This is a genomic window from Campylobacter showae CC57C (assembly GCF_000344295.2).
GTDB classification, from domain to species: domain Bacteria; phylum Campylobacterota; class Campylobacteria; order Campylobacterales; family Campylobacteraceae; genus Campylobacter_A; species Campylobacter_A showae_B.
In genome coordinates this window covers 1-14,593 of the sequence record NZ_AOTD01000113.1, presented here as the reverse complement: position 1 = coordinate 14,593, position 14,593 = coordinate 1, and the positions used below count along the sequence as shown (strand labels likewise).

Below are 14,593 nucleotides of genomic sequence, written 5' to 3'. Positions count from 1 at the left end.
GATTTCCGTATTTGTTTCATCCATTTCCGTATTCGTTTTTTCGTTTTCCGAAGCTATTAAATACATAAAATCATCCGTTAGCGTATACCAAGACGTTCTGTCGAATTTATTTTTATTATAGTTGCCTTTTACGATCGCGCCGATTTTCTCAAGCTTCTCGATTATTCCTGAGATTTGGCGTCTAGTCCAATACGGGAATTGGTTTGTAAGGGCCTCTGCTGAGTTATATGTCCAATATTTGCCATCATAAAAATTTTTCCCGTTATCGCGATTGTTTCTGACCCAGTAAGCTACAAAACCAAGCACATTAGCCTCGTCGAAGCCTACTTTTTTTGCTAGCTCGACATCTACGCTGTGAGTTTTTATCATTCCTCACCCCCTCTTAAATTTCTCAACCGTCAGCCAAGCAAACACAGCCGACACTAAAAGGCAAACCGCCAAAAAGCCGAGAATAACCCAAATAATCAAGGCTAGCAGCTTCATTACGCCACCCTCTCGACTACTTTTAAAATCTCCGCGCTATGCCCCGTAACGGCGTCTTTTTTCGTGCCGACTACCACCAGATAGCCTCGCTTTATCAGTTCGTTTGCACGACCGCATACGCTATTGATGGGTTCTCCTAGCGCACGCGAAATCTCTTGGCGCGTCGCGCCGTTTGGATGCAATTTAAAGCATTCATATACCTGCGCGCGCTTGCCGTTTAGAAACGGCTTTATGGCGCGATATGCCCTTGCGCTTGTTTCTGCTATCATTTTTTAGCCTTTTGAGATTTTTCTTTTAGCTTTTGAGTCCTATACCAGCCGTTTTTTACTTCCTCCCAAAAAGTCGGCTTTATGCCGTCCTCGACAAACATAGCTGTTATTTTTTCTCTCTTAGGACTAAAATAGCCATACTTTATCCCTTTGACGGAAACCTCTTTGTTGTAATGTTTTCTTAATATTTGTGTAAATTTTTTAGTTGTCATAACGTAAGTATAGCTATACTATTCTTAAAGAGTTATTAATAGTATAGTATTACTATATTAAATTATTTAAAAAAAAGGATATAATTACTATACATTTTCTATTTGGAGGTATAGCTATGGAATACAAGCTAAACAAGCCCCTCTTAAAAAAGGTGCTAAAGGAAAAGAAAATATCGTATGCCAAATTGGCAGAAATGCTTACCGAACGAGGTCAAGACATAACGGAAAGCGGGATTAAATTTTGGTTTGCAGATGAAAAAAATAAGCCAGAGATCGCAAAAGCGAAATTGATTTGCGAGATGCTAGATATACCGGTAAATGATTTAATACTACAAGACATATTCCAGATTGCCCCCGTGCAAAACATAGAAGCCGCAGATGAAGCCGACAAAAACACCATATACGTTCCGTTTTTTAAAGACGGCGTAGTCTCGGCGGGCTTTGGGGCAGAAAACGGCGATTTGGGCGATCCCGATATGCTACCGTTTAAGCCAGAGGATTTGCGCATAATGTTTAATGTTAGCCCAAAAGCGCGGATAGGCATAATCCCTTGCTTTGGCAACTCAATGGAGCCGACAATAATGGAAAGCGACCTGGTAGTATTTTGCCACGACGGGCAAGAGGCGATAGAGGGTGCGATATACGTTTGCAGATATGACAACGAGCTGCTAGTCAAAAGATTTAAAAAACGCCCATATTTTGCGCTAATAAGCGACAAAAAGACTACGAGCCGATAAAAATCGCAGAGGATCTAAATATTGAAATTCTCGGACGTGTCGTCGGTAGCTACTCCATAAATTCAAAGAGGTTTTAGGGAAGGATAAAGGATGATAAGTGATAAAACGGCTTGAGATAAAAGACGTCTTAGAAACGGCCGACTATGGGGCGACTGCTCCCGTATGGGTGCGAGCTAGCGATAACAAAATCTATCTTTTGAAATTTAGACACGAACAGAACGCCGAAAAGGACATATCAAATTTTAATGAATTTTTAGCCTTTATGCTTATGCGAGAGCTGGGGCTTAGGATATACAAGTATAATATTGCTTTTATCGCTATTAACGAGTCGTCTTTGCGGTTATTCAGTGGCAAAGTTTCTGCAGAAAGCCAGTTGAATGCCAATGGGTCATTAGGAACAAATATTGGTATTTTAAAAATAGACGGCGCTCAAAAATTTAGTTTTTCGGACGTCGACATGATACCCAAAAGCGTCATAAAAAGGATTGCCAACATAGACAATATTATGATGAATTCCGATAGGACGCAAGATAACGCCAATATCCTTTATGATCCGCAGACAAAAAAATACTCGCCTATTGATTTCGGCTTGTCGTTGTTGAGTCATAGGGTTTATGAAAAAATCAAAAACGGCGAAAAGATAGGCGAAATGTATATGAATTGGACGACCGGAGACGTTACTAAAGATAGATATTATATCTTTAAAGACCAAAATAAATTAAATTTTAATAAGAATTACAATACTATAATAGCTATGCTAGACGGTATATTGGAACAGTGCCCCGGCGAGTGGGAGGTTTTGCGATATGCCGACGAGATAAAGCAAATAATAGCTATGCGTATATTGACCGATACGTTTAAAGGGGCTTGCCCTTGTTATGATTTTTAGGAAAATAAGATGGAACTAGCAAAGTACAAGGTAATCCACTGGTATATGGATAAACTATCGCTTGAGTTTTTAAATATCGGGGTGGTCGCATTTAGCGATACCGCCTTTAAATTTGAACTTATAGGCGACGACCTCATAAAAAAAATGAGCTCCGCCTCTTTCATAAATAAAAAGATACTTACCTATACCGTTAATTACATAAATTCGCTATTATCGCGCGTATCAAGCGAAAAAGAGCTGGAGCAAGCGCTATCAAAAGAGTATTTTGATAACTTTAGATTCGGCCAGACGCAGCTTTTTCGCGCTTTTGACGGGCTGGACACTGAGCTAAACGAGCTATTTTACCGTTATGTTTATTACAAATTCGGCGCAAAGCGCGATAAGCCGCAAAGTGTAAATAAAGAGCATATCAAAGAGGCGGTTAGAGAGTTGGCGGATAGAGATTTTAGAAATAGCATAAAAGTCAAAAAAAGAGACGGGTTTGATTTTAGCTTAATAATTAAAGATAAAGAATACCCGTCGATATTGGGTAGTATAGAGAACAAAGAGGACATTAGCCGAGCATTTAGCCGCCAATTAGAAATACCTAACTTTAGCGGCATATATGGCATTACTACACCAGAGCTCAGAATTACCAACAAGACGGCAATGTTTAAAGATGCTCTTTTAAAAGTAGGATATGATCCTATACAGTTTGCAAATGAAAATCAGATATATGATAGCCTAGAAAAGTTGCTAGGCGTGGCTTAATTCACTTGTTAAAATTTCTTGTGGCTATCCTGTGGGTAGCCTCTCCTCTTTTTGCCCTCTCCGGCAAAGTCATCTCCATCCACGACGGCGACACGATCACGATATTGCAAAACAAGCAGCAAATCAAAGTAAGGCTATTCGGCATCGACGCGCCCGAGCTCAAGCAACCCTACGGCAAAAAATCAAAGCAGTTTTTGGCAAATTTGATAGCGGACGAAGTCGTAGAAGTCGATGAAAACGGCAAAGATAGATACAAGCGCACAATCGGCACGGTCTATTTAAACGGCGCAGACATAAACGCCCAAATGGTAGAAAACGGCTATGCGTGGGCATATCGCAAGTTTTCAAAGAAATATACAGCGCAAGAGAGCCAAGCAAAAAAGCAAAGACTGGGCTTGTGGCGAGACAAAGAGCCTACCCCGCCGTGGGAGTGGAGGAAATTAAGATAAATTATTGGTATTATTTTTTAATATTTGCTGTCCTATTGGGGTATTAATTGGCACAAGAGTTTTAGCTCCACACACTGGACAAACGTTTTCTTTTTTTCCTATTAGAAAATAAATAATCAACCCCAATCCCATACTAATAAATATAAAAATTACCCAAAACCATCCTATCGAATGCTTTCTTTTAAAATGTGCACCTGTTCTTGAATGGCAAGTAGTGCAAATATAATCTCCGCTATTATTGCCATTTGCCTGATTTGTTATACTTGTTGTTTTCTTTTTAAATAAAATTTTTAAAATTAAAAAAAATAAAATAACCCCCAATATTACCTGTATATTCTCAAGTACACTGTGAAGCTCTTTATTTGTCAAATCACTGTCTGCTCCAAATAGTGCTATTTGTGTTGCAAACAATAATAAAGCTAATATCCTTTTCATGTAATCCCCCTAAAAAATTTAATAGAAATTATACCATAAAAAATATTTTTAAAAGTATAGTTTTACTAGTCTAATTAACCTTACTTTAAGGATAGTGTAGCTATACTTTCATTATCCAAACAAGGATAGGCGACCCACGCCGAGGTTACGTAACCTAAAGCTACGGGTTAGCGCACTAGGGAAGCGATATTGCCCTAGCCAGATCAGCCCTGATCGCGCGTGTTTTGCCTTTACGGCATATTCAGAGCTTGAAAAATCCACGCAATTTTATATGGCGGACGTATGTTAAGTGGCATAAAATCTTGGACGTCCATAAAACGAGATTTTGGAACGCAGGTTCGACTCCTGCCGTCCGCCACCGTATCTTAAATCAAGCCCCGCAACTCCTTTGTCGATAGGTTTTGCAAATACTAATATTCATCTTAGCGGGGTTTGCTTTAGGATATTTTGAAAAAGGAAAAGCAATGAACAAATTTAAAAAGTACTGCCCTAACGTGTGGGTGGCAGAGTGCGACGAAAAGCACGACAAAGGCGAGATTATAACTCTTGAAACGCAATACGGCAAAGAAGTAGAGTGCGAGGTTTATAACCTAGTAGCCGAAAAAAATGACAAGTTTTATTACTCCATTGTAAGGCTAGAGGATGCAAGTTACGCCGAAAGAAAAGCCGAAAAATACAGAAACTCACAAGCTTCCCACGAGAAGAAAAGCTTTGACTGGTATCAAAAAAGTCAAGAAGGGGCGGAGTTTTTACGCCTAGCCGAGCCGATAAAGATCGGACATCACAGCGAGCATAGGCATAGAGCGCTAATTGAGCGCAACTGGAATAGGATGGGCAATAGCATAAAAGAGCAAGAAATAGCCGACGAAAGAGCGCGTAAAGCCGGGTATTGGGAGGCTAAAGCTGAGGAGATAAACCTATCGATGCCTGAAAGCGTAGAGTATTTTACGGCACAGCTAGAAAAAGCCAAAGCGCGCCAAAAAGGGCTAAAAGACGGCACGATAAGGCGCGAGCATAGTTACAGTTTGACTTACGCGACAAAAGCCGTAAAAGAGCTAACGCAAAAACTGGAAACTGCCCGCATCTTATGGGCTTAAACTTCAACGGCGGGCTAGTCATCTCTAGCCCGAGAAAGGATTGGCCATGCGGCTTTTTAGGTTATTTAGGCGGCTTAGACCGCGTAAATTTGTGATTAAAAATGTTAGGTTTTTGGGGTTAAAAGGTTAAATTTTGTATAATCAACGCTCAATAGAGCGGTTTTTATCCGAGCTATAATTTTTCAAAGGAGATAAGATGGCAGAAGAAAAAGAAGCAAGCGGAAGTTACAATTTACAAATCAAAATTCCGCTAGAACTAAAAGAAAAGTTGGAAAGCTTGGCAAAAGAGGCTGGGGTATCGTTAAACCAATACGTGATGTTTATGTTTATTAGAGAAGCCCAAAAATAAGCGCTCGGATTTAATATCCGACCGCTTAAATGCGAAATCAATGCGAAAAGATTAAGAAAGTAATGCAAATGTATTGACAAATCAATTTTATTTCAATATAATTCCAATAATATTTCATTGGAAAGGTATTGATTATGAACGATTTAGTCATAAACTACAACGGCATCCCAGCCACCACGCAAGACAAAGTTTCGGTTTTAACCGATAACAACGAACAATCAGTCCAACGACTTATCAGAACCTACGAGGCCGACTTAAGAGAATTCGGCGAGCTAAATTTTCACAACGTACAAGTTAAAGCAGGCTTAGGGCTTACATACAGAAAAGTTTATTGCCTAAACGAACAGCAAGCAACGCTACTACTTACGTATATGAAAAACACGGCTAAAGTTAGAGAAGCAAAAAAGATACTCGTCAAAGCCTTTTATGATATGAGGCAAAAGCTACAAGAATGCCAAATTAACGGCTACAAATCCCAAATTTCTCAACACAACGCCCTTATCGTAAAGCTTAAAGCCGAACTAGCCGAACTTAAACCTAAAAACGGCGAACCTAGATATAAAACTTTAAAAACACTACTAGAACACGCAAGAAAAGAGCGGGATTTCTACAAACAAAAACTACAAAAAATCGAAAAAGAAAAGCGAGATAAAGAGCTGGTTACGTTTAGGGCGTTACAGCAGACGAAAGAACAGCTAGAGCACGTCTATACGGCCATAGGCGCGGTCGAGGCATACGTAGCAAACGACGACCGCTTTTTTATGGAACATAGTGAAATTTTGAAAGGATAAAAAATGGCAGCGAATTTTAAAGATGAAACGATCGAGATAATCGTAGGGCGCGAGATAGACGAATACTATTTCCACCGCCTAAACGAATACGACGAAGATAAAAAAGTCGAGTTTTACGGCTCGGGCGAGATAAACTGGAGCGAAATACCGGCCGAATGGCTGTCTTACGACGGCGGGTTTGGCTTGCAAGAGTGGGACGGCTGGATAACGTTTAAAAACTCTCCCGACTGGATAGAACGCGACGAATACGACGGATCAGAGTGGTGGTCGTTGCGCAAAAGACCGACGTTAAAGGATAAAAAATGAGCGCGACAGACCACGTCGATTATGACATAATGAAAAATGAGCAGGCGCAGGCGGTAAGGGATGCTAAATTTAAAGAGTTTAGCGATCAGGTGGCGGACATTATCGCTACGGCTAGAGATCATCTGGACAAACTAGCGAGTGAATACGAGGAGTTAATCAGCTTTGACGACCTCGCCGATGAAATAAACGGCCAAATCGAAACGGAACTAAAATTTTAAAGGATAGCAAAATGATGATCAACTACAAAAAATACTTAAAGAACAAAGACAGGCTAAAGACAAAGAGTATTAAAACAATGCGCGAGTTTGAAGCTCGGATAAAATCATTTAAAAAAGGATAACAGATGCGCGACGAAACAAAGCTAAGAGTGACGGCAGAAGTCGCCTTAAACGAGGTCATAAGCGAATTAAGCGTGAATGATTTGTCTAAAATAATGAGTGATTTTGCCGAAGAAGATATTGTTTACGCAATATCGATGTTGCCGCGAGCCAAAAAAGAAGAAATAATAAGCGAACTAAAGGATAACCAATGAACGAAAGTATGGAGCTAATCGTAACTTACGAGGCAAAGACGGCAGACAGCCAAGTTTTAAAAACAAACTTTGAGGAAATCAAAGTCGAAGCCCAAAGGCAGGTGGAGAAATACTCAATCAATGTAACCGAGGAGAATATCCCCGAAGCAAAAAAGGTGATGGCGAATTTTAATAAGGTAAAAGCCGAGATTGGCGAGAGATATAAATTTTTCATAGATAAAATTTCAGCCCCCGTAAATCAGCTAAAGGCCGAGAAAAAAGAGATCGAAGCCATCATCACGGACGGTCGCCAAAAGATAGCAGACGGCGTGGCTAATTTTGAAAACGCTAAGCTTGAAGTAATCGCCGCAAGGATAACAGAATATACAAAAGCTCTTTGCGATGAAAAAGAGCTAAATTTCGAGCGCATCAACATCGCCGATCTAATCAAACTAAGCGCGGTAACGCCTGCCGGCACTCTAGCAAAAGCTACTAAAGACGCGATAGAGGCAAAAATACAAGCTCTTGAAAATGAAATCTTGCAGGCAAAGATAGCCGAGCAAGAAAAAGCCGCACGCGATGCCGAAATAGCCGCGCAAGCTAGACGAGAAGCAGAGGAAAGAGCGGCTAGAGAAAAAGCGGAGATGGAAGCAAGAGCTGCGCAAAGAGAGGCCGAACTGCTAGCGCGAGCCGAAAGAGAAAAACAAGAGGCTATCGAGCGCGCAAGAGCCGAACAAGCAAACCCGCAAGCTTTTTACGAAGCGCAGCGCGAAGTTTTGCAAAAGCCGCGCGAAGCCGAAAACGGCAAGGCTATCTACACTATCCGCGCCGAGTTTGAGGTCAAAGCTCCGGCAAATGCTCCGCATGACAAGCTAACGGACAAAATCAAAGAGATGTTAGCCGCGGCGGGCATAACTAACCTAAGTAAAAACGAGGTGTTAAATGCTTGAAATAGACTTGGGCGAAAAGCCTAAATTTAAATACCCGTTTAATAAGCTCATTTCGCCCAAAGTCGTCAGCAACGAGGAGTATCATAGCTTGGACGGCATAAGCTCAAGCGGACTAAGAGACGCGCGCACTGATCCGAAGCTTTATTTTAAGCGCGCAAAGCTTATGAGTATGCCAAGCCCCGCGCTGGAGCTGGGCTCGGCGGTGCATAAAGGACTACTTGAACCCGCCGACTACAACGAGGATAAATTCGATTTAACCCCGTTAGCCGTGCAGAAATCCCGCGTAATGATAAACAACGGACACGTAATGTTTGATAAGTATTTGAAATATACGATAAACGAATACAGCCTCTTTGTGCAAGACGACGGCCTTATTAGACGCGTGAGAATGGACGCTTACGATAAAAAGCAGGGCATCATATACGACGTAAAAACATCTAAATGCACTACTGAGACGCGATTTAGAAATGAAGCTTATGATCTAGGCTATCACTTGCAGGCGGCGTTTTATACCGACACGCTAAGGCTCGCCGGGTTTAAGGCTGATTTTTTCGTATTTTTCGTAATACCCAACGAGAGTCCGTGCAAACCGTTTGCGTTCTACGCTACGCAGCGATTTATCGAGGACGGCAGGGCTGAATATACGGAAGTTTTAGAAAACATTAAAGGTTATGATGCAAGCGATGAAAGTGTGCTATTCCACGAGTTGGATTTACCGCACTGGAGAATTGAGCAACTGGGTGAGACAGCCTAAATTTGAAAAGGATAAAAAATGAACCAACTACAACAAACTAAACCCCAAAGTCCGGCAAAGAATTTCAACAATCTGATGGCGAAATTCGCCGAGCAAAAGATGAGCGAGATAGTAGCCCTTAGCGGCGGCAGCAAAGTCAAGGCGGATAAATTCGTAACCGATTTAACCCTGCTTGGTATGGATAAAAGCATTTTAGAGTGCGAGCCCGTATCGGTCTTTAGCGTCGCGCTTAAAATCGCGCAAGTCGGGCTATCTATCGTAAAAGAGCAAAAGCAAGCCTACATCGTGCCTTTTTCCGAAAGAGGCGTCAAAAAAGCTCAACTGCAAATAGGTTATATCGGCTGGCGAATTTTGGCTAAGCGCGCAGGCTACGACATAGACGCCGAGCTCGTTTATGAGTGCGATAAATTTGAATATACGGTCGATGAAAACGGCAAAAAATTTATATTTGAAGCCAATCTAAAAGACCGCAACGAAACAGACGCCGCGTGGATAAATGAAAATCTGCTTGGCGCTATGGTGTGGGCTAGAGATAAAAACGGCGTAACCAGAGATTTTATCAGTGCAAAGAAGCTAAACCAGCTAAAAAATACCAATCAGGCCGTAAAGGCGGGCAAATTCTCGGCGTGGACGAACTGGAGCGAGGAGATGTATAAGGCAAAAAGCCATTAAATACATCGCCTCAAAATTGCCAACCGACGATTTTATGCTGATGAGCGCGGTAAATGCAGAAAACGAGGCCTACAAAGAACAGCCCAAAACAGAAGCGACGGCAAATTTAAACGACCTCGTGAGCAGTTCGGAAAAACCGAATAATTCAACTGTCAACCAAAAGTTGACAGTTGACGAAGCCGAATACATCGAAGCCGCGCCCGTTGAAGTAGAAATCGACGTGAACGAGGACGTTTTGCCGCTTGACGCTTTGCAAGGCGAGCTAATGAGTAGAGGCGCGAGCGAAGCAGAGGCTGAAAAGCTTTTAGAAAGAGTATCGCCTGATGACGCTAAGGCATATCTAGCTGATCCGAACAGCATTGACGCGTTAATGGAAAATTTAAGGAGATAAGATGAACGTAGGATATTTTAAACACAAAACCGTAAAAGACCAAAACGGCGTAGAGCAAAAATTTATAGGCGGGATGATAAATATCCCGTTTATGCGCCCTATCGAATGCTCGCTAATCGTGACCCCGCCCGAGGAACTAGCGGGAAATCAAAAAGCCCCGATATACAAAATCGCCCAATATAAACCTAAAGGCTGGGAGGGTTCCAGGCAATTTATCGGCGGGATCTGGAGTGCCGTCAGCAAAGACGGCAAGGTTAATTATTTTAAAGGGCATATCGAAACACCCCTAGTAGCGGGCGAACGAGTATATGTCGCATTGTTTGAACCCAAAGAGGACAACGGGCTGATGTTTGAGGTAACTTGGAGCGCGCCTAAATCAAACACTAGCGCATACGTGCCTACGGCTAGCAGCGAGGACGCGAGCTATTATGCGGACGACGACGCGATACCTTATTAGGCGCCAAGTTATGGGTAAAAACTTCAGCGGCAACACCAACAAGCACCGATCAAAAAGCGACTTCTATCAAACGCCCTACGCTATTACGCGGCGGCTTTTGGAAGTAGAGAAATTTAGTGGGCGCATACTAGAGCCTGCTTGCGGTGCGGGTGCGATAACGGCGATTTTAAAAGAGGCGGGCTACGAGGACGTCACGGCTTACGATTTGCTGCTAGACGGCAAAGATTTTCTAGCCGAAACGCGTAAATTTGATGTGATTATCACAAATCCGCCGTTTAGCCTCGCCAAGGAATTTATTTTAAAAGCTTGCGAAATCGCGCCTAGATTTGCTTTTTTGCTACCGCTAAATTATCTACACGGCAAAGAGCGGCTAGACGAGATTTATTCGCGTGAGATTTTAGAAAAAGTTTATGTTTTCGCGCGCTACCCTTTACTCTCCGCCCAGATACGCCCAGACGGCAAATACGAAACGGGAATGATGGTATATGCTTGGTATATTTTCGACACTAAGCACAAAGGCGCGCCGACCATACATTGGATAGACAACAGCGAGGACGTAGTAAGGAAAGGAAAATGACCTACGGTGAAGCAGTAATGGCGCAAAAGGCTACAATGCGTATGGAAAACGGGCGGTGGGTAAGCGACCCATTGCCCGAGCATGTCAAGCTAAACGAAAAGGAAGCGTTTGAATACTACGGACGCAAGCTTGATAAGTATTGGGCGAGCCAAATAGTCCCTAGCGTAATCAAGCGGCTAGGCGAGGAAAGAGCCCTTGCGGCGTTAAAGGGGCGGTTATGGACGATCTAGCGGAGCAACTAAAAGCGGCGCAAGAGGAGATTGCAAGGTTACGGCGTAAGAAAGTAGTCTTGCCGTCTCGTGCGGCGGAAATATTGCGTAAAGTCAAAGAAAGCGCGCAAGCGGCACTAAATGCCAAGACGATGACGTATAAAGATCGCCGACTGCGCGGTATAATAAGCCGTATCGGCAATCCATAAGGAGCTAATATGCAAAAACAACTAAATGAAATTTACGAGCTACTCCAAGCGTGGAAAGCCGAGCGCAGATTAAGCATTGAGAGCCAGCGCGCGGGGCTACTGGGCAATCTATGTGAGGAGCTAGCCGAATATTTCAGGGCACAAAACAATAACGAGCGCGTAGATGCCCTTTGCGATATTGTAGTGTTTGCGATGAATGCAATGAGTGAACCGTTTGTAAAACCTGCCTCGCTAAATATGCCTCAACTTTGGAGCGCTATGCTTTTACCGCACGATACAGACATAATAATAAATGCAAGCAGCCTAAATTCTTTGGTGCTCCAGATGTGGAGGGCTATCGAACGGCTAGGCTACAACCCCTATCTGTGCATGCTAGAAACTATCAAAGAAATTTCATCACGCACGGGCAAGTATGACGAAAGTATCGGCAAATGGGTCAAAGACAAAAGCCCCGAAGCGGTGGCGAAATGGTATAAGGCGGATTATGAAAGGTGCAAAAATGACGACTAGCGAGCTAAAAGATGCCGCCATTTTCGTTATGGCGTATTCTTTTTTAAAAATGGATAGCACCGAGGAGCTGGGGCTATTCATCAATAAGAAAGCGAGCAAATTTATTGACGAGCTGATCGAGGCGATGACGCCGATCGTTGAGCATTACCGCGAGTTTAGAAAGCGGATTGACACTCAAATCAACGCGCTCGATAATAAATCCCGTATGCGGAAAGATGATTTTAGCACGACTGCCCCGCAACTAGCCTGTGACCTCCTCTATCTGCGTTTTGCACCGAACGAGCGCAAGGGGCAAAGGCTGGCGCCGATACTGGCCGAATTTTACGCGACAAATAAGGAAAAGATAGCGTATATCGCAAATAAAAGCTATGACACAAAGTATCGTAACGAGGCGGAGGATAGCCAAAGACTAGCGTATTTTTATATTGAAAATATTTAAGGATAAAAAATGAGTACTAACGAAATGATAGCGGTAATGCAAGCCTATGCCAATGGCGAAGCGATAGAGGTAAGCGACAAAGATGCGGGTAATTGGGGCGAGATAAAACACCCGCTTTGGGATTGGTGTAATTTTGAATATCGCGTCAAGCCCAAAACCGACACCGCTCTTTGGTATTGGGAATTCAAAATGTCCGACGGCTGGCATATTAGCCAAACGAGGATGACAAGAGCGCAGGCGCAGGCGTTTGTAGGCGAGAGCGTAGAAATTGCCCCGCTTTACGCGCTAGGGTTTGGGATAAAGGAAAGAGAATGAACCCTGCTATAAAACCCGAAGAGATGATAATCACCGACAAGCGAACCGGCGAAAAGGTGGAGCCTTGGGAAATAAATTTTGCTAGAAGAACCATCACGATATTATGGGGTTATAGCGAAGCACGCAGCACAATACTATCTCTACCGATGCCGCTAGAAAACTACAAGATACGTATGTGGACGGGCAAATTTGATGAGAGAAATATGCCGATTTACGAGCAAATAGGAGAGTGAAATGAGTAGCCCCGAAAAAGAAAAAATGCAGGCGGCGATTGATAGCTTTTGCGAGCATTGTAAAAAACACAATGAAGCGGCAAGCGAGGAAACAAAACGGCACGCCAAGATCGAGTGGATAAAGAGCGAGATAGAAAAGCTTGACGACGGCAAGCTTAACCGCGTGATCATCACGATAAATCAAGTCAAGGAGTAGAGATGAGCGAATTTCTAGAACTCAAAAGCCTAATCCTTGAGATGAAAAATACTGTTTCCTTGCTCCTGCCAAAATGTGTGCCGCTATCTTACGTTTGCGATGTTTCAGGCAAGAGCCGCCAAACGATCACGGCATACATCAAGTCAAATTTAGAGCCGCAGGTGGAATTTTGGTTGCAAGATGGTAAAATAATGCTGTCTCAAACTGCCGCCCTTAAAATTTTAAGGAGATATAATGAAAAATAGCGGCGGGTTTAAAGTGCGCAACGGCATTATTTATGTCTTTGGCACAATAAACAAAAAACGATACAGATTTTCTACCGGTAAAAGCGCGACTAGCGAAAACCTGCGCTGGGTCGCGCGGAATTATTGGAGCGTTCTTTTACAAAAAATTGACGAAAAAGAAAAAGCTAAAGAAGCTAGTTTGAGCATTGAGGCATTTTTGCTTGAAATGCTGGAGCTGTCCAAACACAAGCGAAGCGAAACCGCCCAAAACGAGTATATTTCAAAGACAAAGCGGCTTATTGCGCCATATTTTGGCAAATTCAATATGGCCGACATAAGGCCTATCGATATTGAAAAATGGCAAAATGAGCTATTGAGAAAATATTCAACAGTTACGGTACGCAGGGCGAAAACTTTGTTAAATTTCGCCCTTAATAAAGCCGTGCTAAATGATATTATACCGAAAAACCCTTGTGCATCGGTCGATAACTTCCGCGTCACAATCAACAAAAAAGAGCCCTACACGATCGACGAAATGAGCAAGATTTTAAGATCGGCTACGGGATGGTTTGGTATATTTCTACACGTAGCATTTGCAACAGGGCTACGCACTGGCGAGTTAATCGCCCTAAAATGGGAGGATATTGACCTAGAGCGAAATATCATCTTTGTGCGGCGCGCGATCGTAAGAGGCGAAGTAAGCACTGGCGGGGCTACAAAAAATCACGATAGGATAGCCGTAATACCCGAAAATTTTGCTGATATGCTAAAGGGCTACGATAGCAAAAGCGAGTGGCTATTCCCGACTAGAAAAGGCGAGCCGTTCAAGGAGGGTGGCAGCTTGACAAGGATGTATTTCAAGCCTTTGCTTGAAAGAATAGGGGTCAAATACAAAACGCTGTATGCGACACGACACACGTTTGTTTCGCTTTTGAGAAACTCTGGCATAAATAAAGACTTGGTCGCAGAGCTAGCAGGGCACTCAAGCCAAATCAGCGACAAGCACTACTACAAAGCCGAGATCACGCCTGAAAAAATACGCTCCATCAACAATGTATTTTTTAACATCAGGGCACAAATCAGGGCACAGTAAAAAGCAGCAGTGATTGAAACGCCGATTTTTAGAGGCTTAAGGCTTGAAAACCGTAAGTTTCAAACTCCAACGGAGTAAATTTTAAC

Annotated in this window: 28 protein-coding genes and 1 tRNA gene; 26 read left to right on the top strand and 3 right to left on the bottom strand. The window is 42.8% G+C overall.

What is annotated here, in order from left to right; translation table 11 throughout:
• Both H740_RS04345 and H740_RS04340 read right to left on the bottom strand, forming a co-directional pair.
• Positions 1–369 (bottom strand): hypothetical protein (locus tag H740_RS04345; RefSeq protein ID WP_002951732.1); only part of this gene is annotated, 369 nt, incomplete at its 3' end.
• 113 nt (positions 370–482) lie between these two features.
• Positions 483–752 carry a hypothetical protein gene (locus tag H740_RS04340; protein ID WP_002951730.1) on the bottom strand — a complete coding sequence of 90 codons (270 nt, stop codon included), beginning with the start codon at positions 750–752 and terminating at the stop codon, positions 483–485.
• A gap of 328 nt (positions 753–1,080) precedes the next feature.
• Between H740_RS04340 and H740_RS04330 the strand changes: the two genes are divergently transcribed.
• From H740_RS04330 to H740_RS04315, 4 genes are all read left to right on the top strand, one after another.
• Positions 1,081–1,701: a S24 family peptidase gene (locus H740_RS04330; protein ID WP_002951719.1), complete on the top strand. Its 621-nt coding sequence runs from the start codon at positions 1,081–1,083 to the stop codon at positions 1,699–1,701.
• A gap of 97 nt (positions 1,702–1,798) precedes the next feature.
• Positions 1,799–2,590: a HipA family kinase gene (locus tag H740_RS04325; RefSeq protein WP_002951718.1), complete on the top strand. Its 792-nt coding sequence runs from the start codon at positions 1,799–1,801 to the stop codon at positions 2,588–2,590.
• Positions 2,591–2,599: 9 nt separating this feature from the next.
• Positions 2,600–3,340: a hypothetical protein gene (locus H740_RS04320; RefSeq protein ID WP_002951717.1), complete on the top strand. Its 741-nt coding sequence runs from the start codon at positions 2,600–2,602 to the stop codon at positions 3,338–3,340.
• Positions 3,341–3,345: 5 nt separating this feature from the next.
• Complete coding sequence (locus H740_RS04315; RefSeq protein WP_002951715.1) at positions 3,346–3,789, top strand: thermonuclease family protein; 444 nt, start codon at positions 3,346–3,348, stop codon at positions 3,787–3,789.
• On the opposite strand, the gene H740_RS04310 is transcribed toward H740_RS04315, so the two are convergent.
• On the bottom strand, positions 3,781–4,224 hold the full coding sequence (locus tag H740_RS04310) for a hypothetical protein (RefSeq protein ID WP_002951706.1): 444 nt from the start codon (positions 4,222–4,224) through the stop codon (positions 3,781–3,783). The genes H740_RS04315 and H740_RS04310 overlap by 9 nt on opposite strands.
• Before the next feature lie 274 nt (positions 4,225–4,498).
• Between H740_RS04310 and H740_RS11685 the strand changes: the two genes are divergently transcribed.
• The 22 genes from H740_RS11685 (at position 4,499) to H740_RS04210 (ending at position 14,507) form a co-directional block, all read left to right on the top strand.
• Positions 4,499–4,581, top strand: a tRNA-Tyr gene (locus H740_RS11685).
• 107 nt (positions 4,582–4,688) lie between these two features.
• Entirely contained in the window at positions 4,689–5,321 is a 633-nt protein-coding gene (locus H740_RS04305) for a DUF3560 domain-containing protein (RefSeq protein ID WP_002951704.1), read from the top strand.
• A gap of 196 nt (positions 5,322–5,517) precedes the next feature.
• On the top strand, positions 5,518–5,670 hold the full coding sequence (locus tag H740_RS11490; protein ID WP_002951702.1) for a toxin-antitoxin system HicB family antitoxin: 153 nt from the start codon (positions 5,518–5,520) through the stop codon (positions 5,668–5,670).
• A gap of 134 nt (positions 5,671–5,804) precedes the next feature.
• The gene (locus H740_RS04300; protein WP_002951700.1) at positions 5,805–6,461 is read left to right on the top strand and encodes a Rha family transcriptional regulator; all 657 of its coding nucleotides are present in this window, start codon (positions 5,805–5,807) and stop codon (positions 6,459–6,461) included.
• 3 nt (positions 6,462–6,464) lie between these two features.
• The gene (locus H740_RS04295; RefSeq protein ID WP_002951699.1) at positions 6,465–6,767 is read left to right on the top strand and encodes a hypothetical protein; all 303 of its coding nucleotides are present in this window, start codon (positions 6,465–6,467) and stop codon (positions 6,765–6,767) included.
• The gene (locus H740_RS04290) at positions 6,764–6,985 is read left to right on the top strand and encodes a hypothetical protein (protein WP_002951697.1); all 222 of its coding nucleotides are present in this window, start codon (positions 6,764–6,766) and stop codon (positions 6,983–6,985) included. The genes H740_RS04295 and H740_RS04290 overlap by 4 nt, the downstream gene beginning before the upstream one ends.
• Positions 6,986–7,110: 125 nt before the next feature.
• Complete coding sequence (locus H740_RS04285; protein ID WP_002951695.1) at positions 7,111–7,299, top strand: hypothetical protein; 189 nt, start codon at positions 7,111–7,113, stop codon at positions 7,297–7,299.
• Positions 7,296–8,228 (top strand): DUF1351 domain-containing protein, encoded by a 933-nt coding sequence (locus H740_RS04280; RefSeq protein ID WP_002951694.1) that lies wholly within the window; start codon positions 7,296–7,298, stop codon positions 8,226–8,228. The genes H740_RS04285 and H740_RS04280 overlap by 4 nt, the downstream gene beginning before the upstream one ends.
• Complete coding sequence (locus tag H740_RS04275; protein ID WP_002951691.1) at positions 8,221–8,982, top strand: PD-(D/E)XK nuclease-like domain-containing protein; 762 nt, start codon at positions 8,221–8,223, stop codon at positions 8,980–8,982. Before H740_RS04280 ends, H740_RS04275 begins: the two co-directional genes overlap by 8 nt.
• Positions 8,983–9,000: 18 nt before the next feature.
• Positions 9,001–9,654 carry a recombinase RecT gene (locus tag H740_RS04270; RefSeq protein ID WP_002951690.1) on the top strand — a complete coding sequence of 218 codons (654 nt, stop codon included), beginning with the start codon at positions 9,001–9,003 and terminating at the stop codon, positions 9,652–9,654.
• Between the two features lie 16 nt (positions 9,655–9,670).
• Positions 9,671–10,045, top strand: coding sequence for a hypothetical protein (locus H740_RS04265; protein WP_002951688.1), 375 nt, complete (start codon positions 9,671–9,673; stop codon positions 10,043–10,045).
• Position 10,046: 1 nt separating this feature from the next.
• Positions 10,047–10,502, top strand: a complete 456-nt coding sequence (locus H740_RS04260) for a hypothetical protein (protein WP_002951685.1) — start codon at positions 10,047–10,049, stop codon at positions 10,500–10,502.
• A 10-nt stretch (positions 10,503–10,512) separates the two neighbouring features.
• Positions 10,513–11,079 carry a class I SAM-dependent methyltransferase gene (locus H740_RS04255; RefSeq protein ID WP_002951681.1) on the top strand — a complete coding sequence of 189 codons (567 nt, stop codon included), beginning with the start codon at positions 10,513–10,515 and terminating at the stop codon, positions 11,077–11,079.
• On the top strand, positions 11,076–11,309 hold the full coding sequence (locus H740_RS04250; protein WP_002951679.1) for a hypothetical protein: 234 nt from the start codon (positions 11,076–11,078) through the stop codon (positions 11,307–11,309). Before H740_RS04255 ends, H740_RS04250 begins: the two co-directional genes overlap by 4 nt.
• Complete coding sequence (locus H740_RS04245; protein ID WP_002951677.1) at positions 11,297–11,497, top strand: hypothetical protein; 201 nt, start codon at positions 11,297–11,299, stop codon at positions 11,495–11,497. Before H740_RS04250 ends, H740_RS04245 begins: the two co-directional genes overlap by 13 nt.
• Before the next feature lie 9 nt (positions 11,498–11,506).
• Positions 11,507–12,007, top strand: a complete 501-nt coding sequence (locus H740_RS04240; RefSeq protein WP_002951676.1) for a hypothetical protein — start codon at positions 11,507–11,509, stop codon at positions 12,005–12,007.
• The gene (locus tag H740_RS04235) at positions 11,982–12,446 is read left to right on the top strand and encodes a hypothetical protein (RefSeq protein WP_002951674.1); all 465 of its coding nucleotides are present in this window, start codon (positions 11,982–11,984) and stop codon (positions 12,444–12,446) included. Before H740_RS04240 ends, H740_RS04235 begins: the two co-directional genes overlap by 26 nt.
• 9 nt (positions 12,447–12,455) lie before the next feature.
• Positions 12,456–12,761, top strand: coding sequence for a hypothetical protein (locus H740_RS04230; protein ID WP_002951672.1), 306 nt, complete (start codon positions 12,456–12,458; stop codon positions 12,759–12,761).
• Complete coding sequence (locus H740_RS04225; RefSeq protein ID WP_002951670.1) at positions 12,758–12,994, top strand: hypothetical protein; 237 nt, start codon at positions 12,758–12,760, stop codon at positions 12,992–12,994. Before H740_RS04230 ends, H740_RS04225 begins: the two co-directional genes overlap by 4 nt.
• Position 12,995: 1 nt before the next feature.
• Entirely contained in the window at positions 12,996–13,190 is a 195-nt protein-coding gene (locus H740_RS04220) for a hypothetical protein (protein WP_002951669.1), read from the top strand.
• 2 nt (positions 13,191–13,192) lie between these two features.
• A complete protein-coding gene (locus H740_RS04215; protein WP_002951666.1) occupies positions 13,193–13,435 on the top strand; it encodes a hypothetical protein in 243 nt (80 codons plus the stop codon).
• Positions 13,425–14,507, top strand: coding sequence for a tyrosine-type recombinase/integrase (locus tag H740_RS04210; protein ID WP_002951664.1), 1,083 nt, complete (start codon positions 13,425–13,427; stop codon positions 14,505–14,507). The genes H740_RS04215 and H740_RS04210 overlap by 11 nt, the downstream gene beginning before the upstream one ends.
• Positions 14,508–14,593 lie beyond the last annotated feature (86 nt).